The sequence below is a fragment of the Pedobacter lusitanus genome, from assembly GCF_040026395.1.
Classification (GTDB): Bacteria; Bacteroidota; Bacteroidia; order Sphingobacteriales; family Sphingobacteriaceae; genus Pedobacter; species Pedobacter lusitanus.
The window spans coordinates 1,295,821-1,316,191 of the sequence record NZ_CP157278.1 but is presented as its reverse complement, the minus strand read 5'-3'; the positions used below and the strand labels follow the sequence as shown (position 1 = coordinate 1,316,191).

At 39.2% G+C, this 20,371-nt stretch carries 12 protein-coding genes; 8 read left to right on the top strand and 4 right to left on the bottom strand.

Annotated elements, in window-relative coordinates; all coding sequences use genetic code 11:
* The first annotated feature begins 3 nt into the window (after positions 1 to 3).
* From PL_RS05580 to PL_RS05555, 6 genes are read left to right on the top strand one after another with little or no spacing between them, the layout of a single operon-like run.
* A complete protein-coding gene (locus PL_RS05580) occupies positions 4 to 6,810 on the top strand; it encodes an amino acid adenylation domain-containing protein (RefSeq protein WP_348621175.1) in 6,807 nt (2,268 codons plus the stop codon).
* 6 nt (positions 6,811 to 6,816) lie between these two features.
* Positions 6,817 to 7,716, top strand: a complete 900-nt coding sequence (locus PL_RS05575; RefSeq protein WP_041880001.1) for a class I SAM-dependent methyltransferase — start codon at positions 6,817 to 6,819, stop codon at positions 7,714 to 7,716.
* Positions 7,717 to 7,720: 4 nt separating this feature from the next.
* Positions 7,721 to 8,740 (top strand): pyridoxal-phosphate dependent enzyme, encoded by a 1,020-nt coding sequence (locus PL_RS05570; protein WP_041880003.1) that lies wholly within the window; start codon positions 7,721 to 7,723, stop codon positions 8,738 to 8,740.
* 44 nt (positions 8,741 to 8,784) lie between these two features.
* Positions 8,785 to 9,699 (top strand): cupin-like domain-containing protein, encoded by a 915-nt coding sequence (locus PL_RS05565; RefSeq protein ID WP_041880005.1) that lies wholly within the window; start codon positions 8,785 to 8,787, stop codon positions 9,697 to 9,699.
* Positions 9,700 to 9,726: 27 nt separating this feature from the next.
* Entirely contained in the window at positions 9,727 to 10,407 is a 681-nt protein-coding gene (locus tag PL_RS05560) for an SDR family oxidoreductase (protein WP_041880008.1), read from the top strand.
* A gap of 14 nt (positions 10,408 to 10,421) precedes the next feature.
* A complete protein-coding gene (locus tag PL_RS05555) occupies positions 10,422 to 11,210 on the top strand; it encodes a phytanoyl-CoA dioxygenase family protein (protein WP_041880011.1) in 789 nt (262 codons plus the stop codon).
* A gap of 44 nt (positions 11,211 to 11,254) precedes the next feature.
* On the opposite strand, the gene PL_RS05550 is transcribed toward PL_RS05555, so the two are convergent.
* From PL_RS05550 to PL_RS05535, 4 genes are all read right to left on the bottom strand, one after another.
* A complete protein-coding gene (locus PL_RS05550) occupies positions 11,255 to 12,421 on the bottom strand; it encodes an alpha-hydroxy acid oxidase (RefSeq protein WP_052496134.1) in 1,167 nt (388 codons plus the stop codon).
* 1 nt (position 12,422) lies between these two features.
* Complete coding sequence (locus PL_RS05545) at positions 12,423 to 15,293, bottom strand: glycosyltransferase (protein WP_041880013.1); 2,871 nt, start codon at positions 15,291 to 15,293, stop codon at positions 12,423 to 12,425.
* A gap of 123 nt (positions 15,294 to 15,416) precedes the next feature.
* A complete protein-coding gene (locus PL_RS05540; RefSeq protein WP_052496135.1) occupies positions 15,417 to 15,875 on the bottom strand; it encodes a VOC family protein in 459 nt (152 codons plus the stop codon).
* Positions 15,876 to 15,924: 49 nt separating this feature from the next.
* Positions 15,925 to 16,848 (bottom strand): polysaccharide deacetylase family protein, encoded by a 924-nt coding sequence (locus tag PL_RS05535; RefSeq protein WP_041880019.1) that lies wholly within the window; start codon positions 16,846 to 16,848, stop codon positions 15,925 to 15,927.
* Between the two features lie 274 nt (positions 16,849 to 17,122).
* Between PL_RS05535 and PL_RS05530 the strand changes: the two genes are divergently transcribed.
* Both PL_RS05530 and PL_RS05525 read left to right on the top strand, forming a co-directional pair.
* On the top strand, positions 17,123 to 18,892 hold the full coding sequence (locus PL_RS05530) for an ABC transporter ATP-binding protein (protein WP_348621170.1): 1,770 nt from the start codon (positions 17,123 to 17,125) through the stop codon (positions 18,890 to 18,892).
* 122 nt (positions 18,893 to 19,014) lie between these two features.
* On the top strand, positions 19,015 to 20,358 hold the full coding sequence (locus PL_RS05525) for a glycosyltransferase (protein ID WP_041880021.1): 1,344 nt from the start codon (positions 19,015 to 19,017) through the stop codon (positions 20,356 to 20,358).
* The last annotated feature ends 13 nt before the right edge of the window (positions 20,359 to 20,371 follow it).

The window sequence follows — 20,371 nt, the reverse complement described above, 5'->3', positions numbered from 1 at the left end:
ACTGTGATAGATAATTTATTCGGACTACTTGGATTAAGCCAGGATGAACAGGATGAGATCAATTCTTTTAATGACACTCATTATTCTTTTGATAGTGATGTGCTAATAGATGATCTGATTTTTAATTTAGCTATAGATGAAGAAACAATAGCCTGTGCATATCAGCAGGAACGTTTAAGCAGGAAAGTGTTTTTATCCGAGACATTAAAATATGCTGCTGCAATGCAGGCTCAGGGAATTGGCCGGCATGATATTGTTGCTATTGGAATGTTACCTTGTTCAGAAAGACTTATCGCTGTATTGGCTGTTTTAAAATGTGGGGCCGCCTATCTGCCGATAGACATCAGTCAGCCTGTTGAAAGATTGAAATTTCTATTAAAAGACAGTCGTACTCAAATGCTTCTTGTGAATGAGCGGATTTCCGGACTAGATCCTGATCCATCTTTAGTCGTGCAGACTATCTCTGAGTTGATAACTGTAAAAGATTATGTTTTTCACAGGGATGAAACGAGGACTGCTACTGATGCTGCTTATATTATTTATACCAGCGGATCGACAGGAATGCCTAAAGCGACTATCAATAGTCACCGTGCTCTGGTAAACAGACTTCAATGGAAAGCAAGGTATCTTTCTGTTGCCACAAATGATCTTATTTGTCATAAGACAGCTTTCGGATTTGATGTTTCAGTTTGGGAGCAGCTTCTTCCTCTTTTAACAGGTGCGTGCGCAGTTATTGCGCCTGAAGGCTATCGTGGTGATCCGGAGAAATTAAGTGAACTTATTCTACAGGAAAATATAACTATTATTCATTTTATTCCTACAATGCTGGCCGCATTTATGGAATATGAAGGCGTAGAGCGCTGTAAATCTCTGAGAGTAATTGTATGCAGCGGGGAAGAATTGCCTAAGAAAACGGCTTTGACCTGTCAGGGAATTCTGAATGTACCTGTTTATAATCTTTATGGTCCTACAGAAGCTGCTATTGATGTAACTGCCTGGGCTTTTAATCCGGATGATCACAGAGGTTTTGTACCTATAGGAAAACCGATCCAGAATGTACAGATGCATATTCTTGATGAAGCTTTATCAGCAGTTCCGGTTAATTCTGTAGGGGATTTGTATATAGGTGGTATAGCTGTAGGTGATGGCTATTTATACCGGCCGGGGCTTACTGCGGAGCGTTTTATCCCTGATCCTTTTAGTGACATCCCTGGTAGCCGTATGTATAAAACAGGCGATATAGGCAGATGGAATGATGATGGGGCAATTGAATTTCTGGGCAGGTCAGATTTTCAGGTGAAAATCCGGGGTTTCCGCATAGAAACCGGAGAGATTGAACAAACATTAAATCGCTTTCCCGGGGTTGCAACCAGTATAGTGGTGGCACATACTGGTGATAATGGAGTGTCACAACTCATAGCTTATTTATTGCCAGGGGCTAACCGGGTATTAGAAACCACTAAGATTTCGGCATTTTTAAAAGAACATCTTCCTGCTTATATGCAGCCGGCATTTATGATGATACTTGATAAAATGCCATTCACAACTAATGGAAAGCTTGATCGTAAAGCACTGCCGGCACCATTCTTTAGTCCGGCAGAAGATAAAATTCAGACACCGCTTCAAACTACGTCCGAACGTCTACTGGCCGGCATATGGAGCGACCTGTTAAAATGTGAAGTAAATCATGCGGAAGCTAATTTCTTTTCTTTGGGAGGAGATAGTATTCAGGCTATTCGGATGGTAATTGCTGCACGTAAAAAAGGATTGCTTTTTCAGGTCAAAGATATTTTCGATTATCCGGCATTAAGTCAGTTAGCTGATCTTGCAGTAGAAGCTGGCTTTGAAGAGAAGATAGAATCCCCTCTGGCTGCTTTATTAAAAAATGCTGATCCTGTGATCCGGGCATCTTCTGCACCAGTGATAGTCTATCAGATCAGTGTGGGCAATGAAGATTTATTTGCACAAAAACTGAAGAATCTGGCAAATTTAATTGCTGATACACCTGATGGTAACACAGCTTTTGAATTCTCTGATTCTTCTGCTAACCTCATTGATACATTACGCAGATTAAGAATAATTGTAGCTAACGATACAGCAATTCCTTTTGCAGCATCAATGTATACAGATTTAAAATACGGGACACTTTGTTTATTGGTTTTTAATCCGGCAATGGCCGATCAGTATAGTCTTAAATATCTGCCCAATTTGCTGGAAGCAGCAACGGACAGGCCGTGGTTCATGGAACAGGAATCAGTATGCAACTGGGATAAAACACCAAAGCACTTTGCTTACCCGATGCCTGTTATACTTTCAGAAGAAATGGTTGGTGCTGTTGGAGTCAATTTGCTGACCAAATGCTACGATAAGCATCAAAATGCTATTGGCCGGGAAAGGTATAGTGAGGCACTTATTGTGTTTGCTGCTGCTTTGATTTTAGAGAAAAGCGGGATGGAGGCTATTCAGGTTATATTGCCTGAAAGCCGCTCTTATCTGAATAGTCTGGGTTTTGATCTGAGTAAACTTTTTGGCCGGATGGCTGCGCCGTTTTATTGTACGTTGACAAGTAGTTCATTGAGTAATCTTTTAGAAACAGTAAAGTATGTTGCGAATGCCCGAAAAGGACAATTCACCGGGCCTGATTCAGAAACAGGAATCAGATTCAGAGTTGTTTTACAGGAATTATCTCCTGATAATGACCTGGTAACTCATATTTCAGACCTTGAGCTTAGCACTGTTGCAGATCTTTCTGCTGCCGAGAATGAAATATTAATGGTGATCGGAGAGAATAGGATTGAATGGCGCTGGGATAAAAAAATCGGTGAGTGGCCTGGATTAATTCCTGAAATCATGAGAGGTAATCTATTGCTGGATACTTTAGTAAGTAATGCTGTAGAGATCCGCCTGACCAGAGATTTTCCATTGGCAAAAATTAATGAGGTACAGCTGGATGATATCAAAAATATCCTAAAGGATTCTGAAGATTTATACCCGCTGTCACCTATTCAGGAGGGACTACTTCTGCGAACCGTCTACTGGCCTGAATCGGATGCTTATCTGAATCAGAATGTAATAGAATTAAAAGGTTCTTTAGATATTAAAAGTCTTAATGATGCCTGGAATAGAACCGTTAATAAATATGAAATATTAAGATCAGGTTATTTATGGAAAAAACTGGAAGTTCCGCTTCAATATGTCAATAGCCGGCCTGCAAGGCAAATGGAATTTTGTGACTGGAGAGACAGAGCAGTTACGGCTGAGGAAAAAGACGCTTGCCTGGAAGAGTTTCTTGCCAGTGACAGAAGCCAGTTATTTGATATGGAAGAAGCTGGACTCTTTCGCCTCACTCTTGCCCAAACAGGAGATGACAGTTATCTGCTCATCTGGACGCATCATCATATTCTGCTGGATGGATGGTGTCTGGCATTAATATGGGGAGATGTCTTTCGCTTTTATGCAGATTTTACTGCTGGTAAACCGGTAGCAGGCACTCCTCCAAGAAGTTATCACGATTATATTGCCTGGCTGGAGCAAAATCCACCGGGAGTTAAAGACCGGGAATTCTGGAGAAACAAACTTAAAGGATTTGGTGAGGCTACGCTCTTTTCAGCATTGCCTTCGTATGTGGAAGGTGATTTCAGGACAGATAGAATTACTATTTCTGAGGAGAAATTATCAGATCTCCGGCTTGCCGCTGCCCAAACTGGCATTACTGTTAATGCTTATGTTCAGGCAACCTGGGCTTTACTTTTAGGCTTTAGAACTGGTAAGAAAGATGTTGTACATGGTATCTCTGTTTCCGGCCGTCCAACTGCTTTAACAGATTCAGAAAATATAGTAGGATTGTTTATTAATACAATCCCCCTTCGTTCGGATCTGAGTCCGGCAAGGACTCTCCATGAACTGCTCTTAAGTACGCAGGAGAATTTTGCTTCGGCAAATAATCATTCTTTTCTCCCGCTTGCAGCTATTCTGGTGGAATGGGAAGGACGTACCTCTAATGATAAAAGGCTTTTCGACAGCCTTATTGCTTTTGAGAATTATCCTGATGAACACCTGCCTGCTACCAAAGTTGCTGATATTGAAATACGTGACAGATTTTGTAATGAAAAAACAGAATATCCTATTGGGTTGATCGTATTGCCTGGCCCACCTATGGAGTTCCATTTTAATTATGATAGCCGGCATTTCAGTGTTGAAACAATGGTGCAGTTTGCTGAAGATTTTTTCTATCTGCTGGATCAGTTAGTTTATACTCCGGAAAAAACCCTGGCTTCTTTATTTTTACCATCGATGGAAGTGCTGCTGAAAAAGACAAGATCTCATGCACTGCCTGTTAAAATCAGCACTACCGGATTAAGTGAAGATGTTTTTATAAATGCTGATAAGTTCCCGGATAAAATTGCTGTTATTGCTGGTACAGAAAAATTAAGCTGGAAAGAACTGTCAAAAGCGGTATTAAGAGTAGCTTCTTCGATGACGACCAGAGCTTCCAGTCAGATTATTGCTATCTGTGCAGAGCGTTCGGTATCATTTGTAATTGCTGCGCTTGCGGCCTGGAAAGCAGGATTGGTGCCGGTTATTTTTAACCCTGCTTTATCTGATGAAATGATATGTGATGTATTGCAAAAGATGGGAAATCCTGATCTAGCAGTAACATCAAAACAGTATTTTAGATTAAATGCCTGGAAATCAAATGGATTTATTATTGATCTTGTACAAGGAGATGAAGAAAAGTCATTTCATAATCAAATACCAGACCCCATAGCTGCTATTTTAATGACGTCGGGGACCTCTGGTCTTCCAAAACAAGTCATGCTGACAAGAGAGGGGTTAGCTAACAGGGTAACGGCAACGGTTAATTTATATAATAGGCCTGATCCATGCCTGCTTGCTAATGCTGCACCTGGATTTGATATTGGCTTATGGGAAATTCTATTTTCTGTGCAACAGGGTGGGACGCTTGTATTGGCAGATGATGAAGACATGAAAGATCCTGATCATATCTGTGAGTTGATCAGTTCTAATCAGGTTAATACATTACATTTGGTGCCTTCATTTGGAGAAGTTTTGCTTACAGGTACCAAAAGTTTTATGCTGTCTGGTATAAAGTTGTTAATCACTGGAGGAGAGGTGGTTCATCCTGCTTATATCAGCCGTATAAAAGAGAAAATGGCTGATGCTCAGGTCTGGCAGGGATATGGACCGACGGAAGCATCTGTCAGTGTGCTTGATCAGAATTGTAATCAGGTGGATTTAAGAGGAAAAAGGTTGCCATTGGGGCTTCCCACTGCAAACTGTCAGGTTTACCTGTTGGATGAAGCACTTCGGTTATGTCCTGAAGGTGTTTGTGGAATGATATATATTGGAGGAGTAGCAGTTGCTGCCGGATATTTTAAAGATCCGCGTAAAACTGCAGCGGCTTTTATTCCGGATCCTTTTGGTCTTCCCGGAGAACGTCTTTACTGTACCGGAGATCAGGGGGTAAGGAGACCTGATGGATCGATTGAATTTATTGGACGTAAGGACAGGCAGGTAAAAATAAGAGGATTTCGGGTAGAACTGGGTTTTGTAGAGTATCAACTGGCCTCTCATCCACTCGTTCTGAAAGCAGCAGTGATGCCTAATCCGGAGTTGGAGGATGTGGAGTTAATTGCTTTTATAAAACTTTCCTGTGATCCGGGGATGAATGATGAGGAAGTCAGTACATTATTACAAAATTGGCTAACTGAACATCTTCCGGTATGGGCCTGTCCTTCTAAACTTTTTATCATCGGGGATTTTCCGTTAACAGCTAACGGTAAAATAGATATGGATAAGCTGTTTGCAGAAAAGCCTGAAACAAGGGCTGTATTGCCAATGGATCTGACCAGTCTGTCAGAAAAAGAACAGGTTATCTGGGACGTTTGGACACAGATTCTGAATACACCTCCGGCTAGCAGACATGAAAATTTCTTTACTGCTGGCGGACATTCGCTCTCTGCAATGCGCTTTTGTATGCTTTTGCAACAAAAACTGGGAGAAGACACAAAAGTTCCGGTTGCTTTATTATTTAAGTACGGGACACCTGCTACATTAGCTGAAGCGATATCTATAAATGATGGTAGCGAAGGAGCAGCACCATGTATTTACACTATTGGTGAAGGTGAAGGTATTCCTCTGGTCCTGATACATCCGGTGGAAGGAACTTCAATTGCATACGGGCAGTTACCTGCTTTGTTACCGGGACAAAAAATCATTGTAATAGATGATCCCCGTTTTCATAAAACGGATGGGTTCTCTTCTTTAAGGGAAATGGCTGCTTTATATACAGAGTGGATCAGGTTACATACAGACGATGGTCCTGTAATTCTGGGGGGCTGGTCATTTGGCGGACTTATAGCGCTTGAAATTGCAAGGCTGATGTCAGATCATGGTCGTGTACCTGACGGAGTACTGCTTATTGACAGTTATAATTTTTCTAAGCGTATAGCATTTTTAGGAGAACAAACTACCGGAAAATCTATTGACAGTGTACCAGATAAGATAGATGAAAAATTAAAAGCAGAGCTTAATCGTGAAATTAAAAGGAATCGGCTTCTTGCTCTCTCTGCTCCGGAAATGACTTATAAAGGTAAGGTAACTTTACTTAAGGCTGAGGATCGTCCTGAAGAACTTGATCTCGATCTTGGAATGAATAATGGCTGGACAAATGCTCACCTGCCTTCTCTTCAGGTCAAATATGTTCCCGGGAATCATCATGAGCTGTTTTCAAAATCATATATCCCTGCATTAGCAGCAGCGTTAAAAACATTTATTCAGGAAATATAAAATACTATGAATGCAAATTTAGATTCACCTGTGCAAAAAGAAAATAATACAGGCAAGGTCATTGTCGGATTTAACGATAAACCCTTTGATATATTTTTATTAAAGCTGGATAACCTGCATTTAGTGGGACGAAAAACCCCGGCAAGAATAAATATCGCTGATGAAAAAAGCAGAAGAAAGAGTTGTCTTGTTGAACCTGATATGTTATTTGGAAAATTGATAAAGTTTGCAGAGCTGACAGAGGGCTATGAAATTATCTATCAAAAATTACCTGATGAGGTCATACAGGATAAATTTGCGCTGATTTCACCTTTAGATGAACTTATTTACCCGCTAAAAAGATTGATTGATGGTCAGGAAGTAGCGCAGCCGGAAGAATACTGGAATAATTGTGCAACTGATGTATCGTTGCTGGATGACGATGAGATATTCTTAAGGGAGATGACGGGAAATATACTGATGGAATATCTGGTTCCAGGTAGTATTGTATATGATCCTGCCTGCTCAACGGGTGCATTTCTTGCTCATCTGAAAAAAATCAGCCCGGAAATCTGTACTGTTGGGCAGGATCTGAATCCTAATATGATAGCTATTGCAAAAGAACGTGTAGATAAGGTATGCGCTGGCAATAGCCTGATTCCTGTCTGCTCAGAAAAAAGCGTAGATGTGGTTATTTGCAGACATTTAAATCTTGATGTGGTAACAAGTGAGGTGGCGAAAGAACTGTTTCTGGCTGCTGCTGAATCGTTAAAGATTGGAGGGGTAATGGTCGTTATAGGGCATACGCCGATACTCATAACCAGTGCCTGGATGGAAGAACAGGGCTTTAATGTGTTACGCAGAAATTGTGTTACTCCATATGCACATGCTGTTTTTCAGCTTTATTTATTCATAAAAAAATCTTAATGCTATGCATATTAAAGGAGTAAATGCTGTTCATCTTTTCCAGACGAAGTCACCTTTGACTGAATTCCGGGAAACAGCTATTAAGTTGGGATTACGTTCTTTATATGTCAAACGCGACGACCGGATGACTGCTGAATTTGGGGGGTGTAAGGTCAGGAATCTTAATCGTCAATTATATTGTGCATTACAGGCTGGTGCGGACACGCTTTTAATGACAGCACGTTCAGGTTCTAATGCTGTTGCTGCGGCGAGCATTTTTGCCAGTAGATTTAACCTTGATGTTGTAGCCATATTAAAGCCACAGGTTTACAGCGAAACAGCCAGATTTAATCTGGATATAATAGCTGCATCAGGAACACAGATTTTACCTGTTCCGGCGGGCACTTTACTCCACCGTCAGTCTCCTGTGGTGGTAAGTGAGATGAACAGATTAAAAGAAGAAGGAAGGACCCCTTATTTTATAGGTTTTGGTGGTGGAGATCTTGACGCAGCAGTTGCGCAGGCAGAAGCTGTCATTGAACTGGCTGCACAATTACAGAATGAAGAAATTGATCGGATTTATGTAGCTGGGGCTTCCTTTTCTACTGCTGCTGGTATGGCAGCCGGATTGGCGGTATCAGGACTAAAAGCAAAGCTGGTTATCGTAGGATTGGCGCATGAGGATGCTCCGGGTAAGGATTTCTTTAATAAAGCTGCTGAAGTGGTAAAACTTATCAGGGATCAGGAACTGGTTAGCGATGGGTTGATAGAAATAGATGAGCCGGTATTTCATTGTGCATTTGAACTTGCATTTGGAGAGGTAACAGCACCACTGGCTATTGAATCTGATCTGACAGAGGTGGCAGGTTTACACCTGGATCCTGTTTATACACGTAAAGTATTTAAATATATGATTCAGGAGGCTGCTTCTCATCAGAATAAGCGGTTTTTATTCTGGCATACAGGCAATTCACAGCCCTGGCCGGAGACTATAAGCTTGCTGGAACAGAAACATCGGTATACTGACTTATTGATTGATTTATAAATTATTTTTTAGAATAGAATTATTAACCTTTAAATAATCATATTATGGAACCTATGACCATCGACAGGATTCACCGTCCTACTGAAGAAGAGTTTAGAACCAAGTATCTTAATCTCGGAAAACCGGTGCTGATAACTGGAGTAAACGAAGATCTGCCCCAGTTCAAATGGAATTTTGATTTTCTTAGCAAAGAGTTAGGTACCAGTAAAATCAATGTATATGACTGGGGTGAAACCGGACCTACTATTCAGGATGATTTCCTGATCAAAAAAATGGAGTTGGCAAAAGCTCTGGCACTTTGTTGTGAAGTAGATAAAACGGAGAATCAGAGGTTTTCCATTTGTCAGCTGGCGCTGGATTTTCTTCCCGAGCTTTATGATAGCTACATGACTCCTGAGTTTTTGAAAAATTCAGATAAACTGGATAATTTGTCCTGGTTCTTTAAGGAACGAAGAAGAATTGCCATGTTTATTAGTTTTTTCAGGGGGATGCACTGGCATAATGGAAGACACGCGATAGCACAGCAGGTTACCGGCAGCAAGAGGTTTGTTCTGTATGATCCAAAGGATACTCCATATTTATACCCTAAAACCTTTTTAGAATCTCCACTTTCCTGGTTTGATGAAAGAGAATCTGTGTTTTGCAGTCAGATGCCTTTTGAAGACGGAATTGAGAATATAGATCACGATAAGTTTCCAATGTTTAAAAAAGCAGTGCCTTATGAGATCGAGCTAAAAGCAGGTGAGATATTATTTATTCCTTCGCATTGGTGGCACTATACACATGCATGTGAGCCTTGTGTACTGATCACAGAGTTCTGGGATGCATCATTAAAAGACTGGGGTTTTCCAATCGCTTACCGGAGTTTGTTTATGAAACCTTACAGAAAATTTCTATATAGTAAAGTTGTCAAACTTAAAAAGTTCAATAGAAAGGAAGTAAATCAGGATGTATCTTAATTTATCAGTTTAAAATTAATCAGGTATATGCCAACAGTCTTTATAACAGGTACAGGTCAGGGCTTGGGTAAAGCTCTAACCGAAACCTATTACGGTGCGGGGTGGAATGTGATTGCCACCTGTAAAGAAGTTACTGATGTTCAGCATCTGAAATCGTTATTTCCGGATGCAAATGTCTATTTACTTGATGTGACAAATCATGGGCAGATACAGCAGCTAAAACTGGCTTTGCAGGGCCAGCCTATTGATCTTTTGATCCATAATGCAGCCTGGATAGTTAAAGAAGGTAGTTATACAGAAATTGATTATAGTGTCTGGGAAAAAGCTATGGGCGTAAATGCTTTTGCTGTGCTTAAAATCACCACAAGTCTGTTAGACAATATCTTTTTAGCAAAAACGGGTAAAATTGTGTGTATTTCAAGTGAGATGGGCAGCCTCTCTCAGAACTCTGATGGTGGGCGATATTGTTATCGCGCTTCTAAAGCTGCTGCCAATATGATTATCCGGAATCTTTCCATAGAATTATTGTCAGAAAATATTATTGCTGTTTCCCTGCATCCTGGCTGGATAAAAACAAGACTAGGTGGTCAGGATGCTCCAATGTCTGCACTTGACAGTAGTAAGCATATTTTTACTTTTATCTCCGGGCTTAAACCTGAGGATACTGGTAAATTTTTCAGATATACGGGGGAATTGATTGATTGGTAAAATGAAGACTTGTTATGGATAAAATTAATTTGAAAAAACTAAAAGTTCTTTCTGAAGAAGATGTCGATTCTTTCATCAATAAAGGCTACGTAATTATAAGGAATGCATTTAGTGAGCAAACAGCTGAAAATCTGGCTTCTAAAGTCTGGGAAATGATTCCTGAAGATATGAACGATCGTTCTACATGGACAAGGCCGGCTGCTGAAATACAGCGGGTTATCAAGACTGATGCTGCGAATGATCTTTTTACATCCAGATATGTAGACGCTATTGATGACCTGCTGGGAGAGGGAAGATGGCATACGAATAAGGATAGTTTTGGCTGGATACCTTTGCGGTTTCCGGGCTTTTCTAATCCTCCGTGGAAATCTCCATTAACTGGCTGGCATGTTGATGGCATAAATTTTTGTCACCATTTAAACTCACCTGAACAGGGCCTTGCAGGTATGGAAATGTTTTCAAACATTGAAAAGGGCGGAGGAGGAACTGCATTGAGAATTGGCTCTCACAAGTACATTGCACAATTACTGCACAGAAGCGGATCAGCAGGCATATCTTATCAGGAATTAAAAGGTATTGCTGATCAGGCAGAGGATTTTCCGGTAGAAGAGGCTACGGGCAATGCGGGCGATGTATTATGGATGCACCCTTTTTTGATCCATGCACGCAGCCCGAATGTTTCGCAAACTGTAAGGATAGCTGCTAACCGTACAATTTCGCTATATGATGATATTTACCCGCTAAATAGTGATATTGATTCTTTATCTATATTGGAACAGAGTATAAGATCGGCACTGGAATAGCCGGTGGAATTTTTATTTAAAGGAATTTGGAGTTATAAATTCCTTTAAATAATTTTCTTTTTTTCTATGAATACCTGTTTATTCACCACATCGGTATTTCTAAGCTGTTCCAGATTCGTACAGCCCAAAAGAGACATATTTCTTAATAGTTGTTCCTGAACCATTCTAAGTACTTTGACAACTCCTGATTCTCCTTCTGCTGCCAGTCCATATAAAGCCAGCCGACCAATGAGTACTGTATCTGCACCGAGCGCAAGGGCTTTTAAGATATCTTCACCCGAGCGAATTCCTCCGTCAACTAATATGGTTATTTTGTCTTTAACAGCGTTTACGATATAGGGCAACATTTCAATTGAAGTTGGAGCAATATCCAGTTGTCTTCCGCCATGATTAGATACAATAATCCCATCTATACCCATGTCAACGGCTCTGAGTGCATCCTGGGGGTGTAAAATACCCTTAATAACCAGTTTACCTTTCCATAACCTTCGGAGTTGACTGATGTCCTCCCAGGAAATACTAGGATCAAAATTGCGGGAGAATAAGCTTGTATCTGCTGACTTATACAGGGGCCCCGATTCCATTAATGGAAAACTAAGCTTTTTCCTGGCAAGAAATTGAGATCTGCTCCAGGAAAAATTCTTCATACAATCGAATAGAATACGTGGACTCAATCTGAAAGGTAATGTAAATCCATTTTTGATGTCCCGCAAACGCTGACCACCAACGGGAACATCAGCAGTTACAACCAATACTTCACATTCCATTGATTGGGCTAAATTAACCAGATAGGCAGCAGAATCACGGTTAACTACATAGAGCTGGAACCAGGGGGGCTGATTGGTTGCTGTTTTTATGTCTGAGATACTACAATTTGCTGCGGTCGACAATATAAATGGAATACCTATTGTTTTTGCTGCTTTTGCTAACAACTGGTCACCACCAGGGCATATCAACGCATTCAGTCCTGTTGGAGCAATGGCGATGGGGAGCGTGTAATTTGTGCCAAATAATGTCTGAGTTGTTGACTGTACGGATGTATCACGTAATACTAGAGGTAATAATGATAACTGATCTAAAACCCGTCGGCTGTGTGTCAATAATTGCTCTTCGCCTGCTCCTCCATGAATAAAATCGAAAACGAAGCCAGGCAATCTGAGTTTTGCATCATGTAGTACTTCTTGCCAGTTATAATACTTTTTTTCGCTCATTTTATATGCGATCTATATATTTTAATCCTGAAAGAACCTGATCAATGCTGTTATATTTAAGATATTCACTCACTGTAATACTCTCCAGTTCATTTTTTGTACAGAGTTGTTCGAGCCATTGCAGTGCCTTAAACTGGCTTTCAGGTTCGCCGGTACCATCATGAAAAAGCAAAATTTTATTCATGATACCTTCTGCAGCGAGATTGCTGATTATTTGTATATCTGTTACTCCACGGGCCCAGTCCATAGAATTATTATGCCACCCTATGATTTTATAGCCCTCATCATTTAATTTTTGAGTTAAAGAATTAGAGATCCTGCCATATGGAGGACGGAATAATCCGATACTTTTTCCTGTAAGTTGTTTTAAAAGTGCTCTGGTTTTATTGATATCCCGAATCATTTCCTCACTACAGGAGTTTTCATGGGAACGATGATGCCAGTTATGAATTCCCAATTCATGGCCTTCATTGATTATTCTGTCCAGGACAGGCTTGGAAAAAAGGCTTCTGTCACCCTGAACGAAGAATGTACCTTTAAGGTTTAAATGCTGAAGCCTGTCAAGAAGAAGATTTGTACTGTATTCGTGAGGGCCGTCATCAAATGTCAGACAGACTTTGTTTTTTTTCTCTGGTGATACTCTATGATGAACCTGGTGAGTTTCTTCGCTAAAAATCATACCAACAATGTTTTCTAACATGCCAGAGTTCACAGCACGTTCTATTATGCCCGGAAATTTTGATTTAATGGAGGCAATCGCTGTTTTATTATGATCTTTTCGTTCTTCTGCTTTTTTTGGATGTATAATATGAAAGGGCTCAGAGAATGGTGCCATTACAATTTTATAATTCATTAATCCTGCACGGATGCCGAATTCCCAATCTTCCATAGACTGTAATGTTTCATTAAAACCGCCGATTGAATTAAAATTCTCCCGTAAAATGGAAGCACTGCCTGTTCCGCATTTTAGCCAGGAATGTTCCCATTCCTCAAGACCGAAGCCATGTTTACTAAATACTTCACCCCATTCCCTCTGCCACTGATCTGAAAAACTATAATCAAAACAGGTACGATAAATATTGTTTTCAGTTTCAAATAATTTATAATCTTCACCTGTTGCAAGTGCGTTTGTAATACTTTCAAACTCTTTTCTAAACCAGAAGTTTTTTAATAATTTGTGTTTAGTAATTGTTTCAATCTCCGGATCAAGATTATACACGACCCTTCTTCCCCAGACATTACCAATTACAATTGTCTTATGATTATTCTCCACATGAAGTTCTTCGTGTCTGTAAAGAATATCCGGAGGTACGATATGGTCTTCATCAGAAAAGTAAATATAATCGCTGTTACTGAATTCAACTCCAAGATTTCTGGCATGAGCAGGACCTTTATTGCCTTCAGTTTTGATAACTGTTACAAAATGGAATTGCTTTTCAATGAAAGACAGATCTATTTTAATATTGTCATTAACAACGATTAGTCTGACATTCGTATGCCCGTCTCCAATTGCTTCATTCCAGCTTTTTAGTGACAGGTGTAAATGTGCTGCATTTCGGGAAAAAGGTATAATGATACTCCAGGTATAAGCGTTAATGCCAAATGTCTTTGACATTATTTCTGCACTCAGCATATTGTGTCCCTTTAATGTATGTCTGAGCTGTAAATTCCTCTTATTAACTTCATTTACTAAAATTGATAATTTAGCAGATGCTGTTTCCAGTGGCCTTTTTCTGCTTAAGGATTCACTGTGAACAGATACATAATAAATGGATTTGTCGAAATAGCCTATCTTGTGTTTTTCTGCAATCCGGCTTAACATAAGCCGGTCTTCATAATATCTTCCGTTATACGAGTCATTTACAGACCACCCGCCCATTTCTTTCAGGATGGTTGTTTTATATATACGGGGAGCATTTATACCTTTGTAAGTGAAATAATCAGTAGATTGTTCAACAGCATGCCCATCCCATATTTGTGTATTATTGTTCGTAACAACATAAGGGTTTCCTGATATTGCTGCATAATTCTGTTCTTTAGTCAGATTCTCAATAAATTCCAAAGCATCTGCAGTGAGCCAGTCATCAGCATCCAGCTGAACAACGTATTTACCTTTTGCATGTAATAATCCTATATTGAGTGAAATAGACTGTCCGAGATTACTCAGGTTATCTATAAGTTTTACTTTAGGGGAATGAAGAAGTTCCTGAATCAGAAAGATGTCTTTATCACTGGAAAAATCATTAACGAGTATGATTTCGAAGGATTGAAATGTTTGTTGGAGGACGCTATTTACTGCTCTTTGGAGATCACATATATTGTGGTGAAATGGAATAATAACGGAAATTTCAGGAAGGCTATAATTACAGTAAATAATAATTCCAAATGTATCAGGAATAGCATGAAATTGCCATTCATATCTTAATGCAGTATCATTCTTTATTTTATGCCAGGAGAGTCCATGTAACCAGTCTTCAGGGCTTTCATTGATGTCATCTTCTGATATCAGAATATAATTATCCGAAAGGAATATTTTCTCGGGCCCTATACGTTCTATTAGTTCGAGAAAATATTGAGGATAAGAAGTACCAGAATACGATTCAGCTTTTTTATCCGGTGAATTAGCGGTCGGTTGAACTGCAGATTGCAGAGTGCCGGCAGTAGAAACTCTCAGACATGTAATACCAATATGCATAATGGGTTCGCTAATTGGAACTGAGACCCATTCTGCTGCCGACGCTCCTTCTACAGTACCGAAAATTTGTTTGCCCCCGGTGCAAATTGCAAAATAATCAAATGAAAACAGAGATCCTTCTACCTCATTAACTGAATATCTGAATCCTGTCTGATCAGGAATGATCTTAATATTCAAAATATGTATTTTTTAGTAATTCAACATTAGAACAATTAGAATAGTAAGAATAAATGATCTCCATAGGGACCTCATGATTTTTTTATGCTGTCAATCGAATTTGATATTTCTGAATACAATTTGTTAACATATTTTCTTTTCTTCAAAAGACCTGAACATTTTATTGATAGATGCATCATTAAAAGTACCTCCATTACGTTCAATCAGTTCAAGCCGTACACCAGAGCCAATATCTCTGCGAAGAAAGACCTGTCTTATCCCATCTCCTTCTATAATATCTATTTCTGCGGCATTCTCATGTGCATCCAGCTTGCTAAGCGTATCTTCAATATTACTGACACTGATAGCCACATGTTGTACCCCAGTTCCAAAAGCATCGATAAACTGACTTATCTGAGAATTTGTTCCCTCGCTCTCCAGTAAAACAATTACGGTTCCGTTTTTATTCAAAACAGCAGAATGCATTCCGGAATACTCACCCTGTGTAGTTCTTTTTTCGACAAGTTCGAATCCTAATACCTCATTATAAAGTTTTATAGACTCTTGCAGGTTATTAACAGCAATAGCGATGTGGTCGATCATAATCAATAAGTTTAAAAGGAAAATAATTTAATAATAAATAATTAAAATTTCAAAGTATACTAACTGTTTGTTTTGTTTTGTAATAGTGGTCCAGCGTTTTAAACGTTACTTTATGTGCTTTTAGCTGATGGATTAATTTTGAAAGTTTTTGTGCCTCATTTTTAAATTTATTATCCGGACTCTTTCTGAAAGCCCTGTCATGCATGAGCAAAATCACTTTTCCTTCATTTTTCATTTCCAGAATTTTATCTGCTACTGTTAAAAAATCCTCAGTTAACCTGTCTTTCTCATTATGCTCAGGCGAATACATATCCCAATCCGGATTGGTATGGAGGGACGAGGAATAATCCATTTGTCCGGTAGCTATTCTCTGTTGCTGATAGCGACGGGTCTCTGATGAGAAATCAAACTGCATATGCCATTCTTTGTGCCATCCAAATATCTGATATCCAGTATTAAATAGCTCGTCTGCACCTTGTTTGGTATCGGACTCGTCTGTACTGCAGATTGGTCTGTTGCAGTTAGTTGTGTGTGATGATTTTATACCGCAACGCCAGACATTCCGGCCTGGAAGCCGCGCAAGTTGTGTTTGCTGGTTAGCGGCGAGCAAAAAATCGTGGTTTATCGTAGTAGGTGTGCAGATGCTCGCCAGGTAATTATTTAACTGATGCTTGTTAAGCAGAAAATCTTCAGTTACTGTTCTCCTTTTTCCTTCATTATTGATGAGCAGGCCGTCTTTATAATAGCTTGTGTAATATTCATTTGCATGTGAAAAGCTGTGATTTCCAATAGCATGATACAGATAAATATCTTTTAATACCTGTGCTGATTTTTTCCAGTCTCTTTTAAATTCATAACCGGTAAATAATCCTGTCAGAAAAAACGTAGCATTAACAGTATTAGCTTTTAATACTTTTAATACTTCTTCGGTACCAGATTGAATTCCATCATCAAAAGTTAAATAGACTTCCATACAAATGATAATTAAGTTCTGTTATTGTTTTGTGTTGATAATAAGAAATTTGATCTCACTTATTGTCAAAGTAGTTCTGTCTAAATTGTAAAGCAATAATATATATAAATTTTTAACAATACAAATATAATTTGTAAACTTATTTTTTTGATTAAATTAGTTTAAAGTCGATATTAGGATGTGATTAAAAGCTTTTACCTTGATTTTCAATTGTATCAATAGTTTAAAGGTTATTTTTTTTATTTTTTTTTGTTTTGAGTGCAAATGTCAGCATATGAAAATACTCTTGTTTTATCTCCGCGCGTATCGATGGACTGTTGTTCTTGTTTTGGTTCTTGCTACCATTTGTCAGGTTTTTTCTTTACTTGATCCTGTAATAACGGGTAAAATTGTTGATGAACTTATGGAAAAGCGAGCAATACTTGAAAGGGGGGAGTTCATAAAAAGAGTATTTGGTTTCATTGCGCTGGCTGTTGGGGCAGCAATGGTAAGCCGGATAGCTAAGAATCTTCAGGATTATTTTACAAGTATTATTGTTCAGAAAACCGGTTCACAGATGTATTCAGATGGCTTGAAACATTCACTTGCCATGCCTTATCAGGTATTTGAAGATCTGCGCAGCGGAGAAACTTTAGCTATACTTCAAAAAGTACGTATTGATACAGAAAAATTTATCACCTCATTTATAAGCATTGCTTTTGAAGCTTTTGTAGGGATTGTTTTTGTGGTTATTTATTCCAGAAATATTAGCCTTAAGGTGACGCTTGTCTATCTTACTGCTTTGCCTTTTATTGCTATTGTGAGCTGGCTGGTCAGTGGAAGGATAAAAAAAATTCATAAGCGTATTGTACATGAAATTACTGCCCTGGCTGGCTCAACAATAGAATCTTTGCGTAATATAGAACTGATAAAAGGATTGGGGCTTGCCAATCAGGAAATCGACAGGCTGAATAAGGCTAATTCGAAAATTTTAGACCTGGAATTACGTAAGGTGAAGTATATTCGTGGTACCAGTTTTATTCAGGGCACTATTGTCAATCTGGTTCGTAGCATAATGGTGGTCTTCCTGCTCATTCTTATTTTTGATAATGAGATTTCTCCGGGAAAATATTTTACATTTTTACTGTTCTCGTTTACACTTTTTAATCCTCTGACTGGTTTTGGAAATGTTGTGCTGAGCTGGCGTGAGACTCAGGTGTCTATTGAGGCCTTTGGTAAAATTTTAAGTGTTCCGCTGGAGGCGGGTCCCGTTATGGCAACTCATATTTCCCGTATTGAAAAGCTTGAATTTGATAATATTACTTTCAGGCATTCCAGTTCACAAAGTAACGCTTTAAGCCATATTTCGTTTTCAGTCGGAGCAGGTAAAACAATCGCATTTGTAGGGCCATCCGGTTCTGGAAAGACAACACTTATCAAATTATTGATAGGTTTATACCAACCTTTGGAAGGAGAGATAAGGTATAATGATATTGCCGGAAATCAATTGAATCTTGACCGGTTAAGAGAAAATATAGGATTTGTGACCCAGGATATTCAGTTATTTGCAGGTACTATACGTGAAAACCTGCTTTTTGTGAGACCAGATGCAACTGACGAAGAATGCATGAATGCGCTTCAGAAATCAGCATGTCAAAGTTTACTTTTCAGAGCAGGTATGGGACTGGACACTATAATTGGAGAAGGGGGAGTGAAAGTCTCTGGTGGTGAAAAACAACGCTTATCTATAGCCCGTGCTTTATTACGTAAACCTAATGTCCTTATTTTTGATGAAGCAACATCATCTCTGGACTCTATTACTGAAGAAGAAATTACCCGTACTATTTATGAAATTTCAAGCCTGAAAGATCATATTACTATTCTTGTTGCACATCGCTTAAGTACAGTGATGCATGCTGATTGTATATTCGTATTGGAGAAAGGTCTTATTGTTGGCGCGGGAAAACATCTTGATCTGATCGGAACCAATGGTTTGTATCAGGCAATGTGGCGTCAGCAAATTGGAGAAAGAGATCATGTGATGGCAGAAGCAGGGAAAGAATGAGATTTTATCAGGACGGTCTGATAAGTTAATTTTTTTTGATATATTGTTTAATAAATTACCTGTTTGTAATGCTGTTGGTGAAAGTATTATAACCTGCTTGTAGCGCTGAAATTGATATCAAAATGAAAACTTGTTTTTTAAAATTCGCATTCTTTGTTGATAATCATATTAGTCATTTTCATGCACTAAAGGGTGTTGCCGGCAGATTAATCAAAGCAGGTCATGAAGTGCATTTTTTTTGTCCTGAAGACCTTTCTGGAAAGATTACTGAAGAAGGTTTTTTTTGTACGGGCGTTAATTTTCTTAATGGCGATTTGCAGATACAGAGAAAAGGATGGAACCTTTATACTGCTGCCGCCGTTAAAAAATCCGTAAATGACAAAGCAGCATATATATATACATTAGGGCAGAAGATTATGGCTGATTATCATCCGGATCTTATTGTTTTTGATCCTTTTCTTCTGCATTACTGGCCTGCATTTAAATTGGAAGGTGTTGATGCAGTATCGGTAAGTACGAAACCTTTATTTACGAAAGATAGGTTAGTTCCGCCATATACAAGTCCGCTGATACCTGAAGATACTATAACTGGTCGTTTTCTTGTGCAGCTGGAATGGTGTAAAAATCACATTAAATATTTAAGATACAGATTACGCTGTGTAATAAATGAATTGATATACGGGGAATCTCATCGCAGCCTGATGCATGCTATAGCTAAACACTCCGGCTATAATCTATCGGAAGACTGGTTTACACGACCATTATTCTATGATATGCGTCTTAAATCGGTTCCTGAGCTTGTATTACATGCTGCTGAAATGGATTTTCCCCGTTCTGGCTCCCTCGCTTCGGCCGGATCATTTATTGGTCCATGTACTGACCTCCCGCCTTTTATAATGCCAGACCATCTTCCGGCAGGAGATGGTCCGTTGATATGGATAAACCTCGGCACTGTGGCAAAACAACGTAAAGGTCTCACCTTACATTATTACAGGGCCCTGATAGAGGCAGTATATGAGATTTCAGGTTGTCGCGCAGTTATTGCTACAGCAGACAAATCGATTACCCGGGAATTGAGTGTATATTCAGATAAATATAGTGATCGCATTCTGGTGAAAACCTGGACAGTGCGGGCCAGTTATCTTCACATTGCAGATCTGGTTGTGACACATGGTGGGAGTAATTCTGTTAAGGAAGCAGTTCTTGCCGGAAAACCAATGCTCGCAATTCCGCATAGTGCAGATCAACCTGGAATGGCAGCAAGGATTGTCTTTCATGGTTTGGGTAAAATATGTTTGCAGCCCAATAAAAAGAATCTGAAAAAAGTATTGCTGGAACTACTTGAAAATGATTGCTACAAAAAAAGTGTATCAGAGATGAGAAGCACCTTTCTCCGTTATGATGACGAAGATATCTGTGTGAAAGTACTTGAAAATGCGGCAAAAGGTATAGTCCCATCTTTTTAGTTACGTGTCTGGA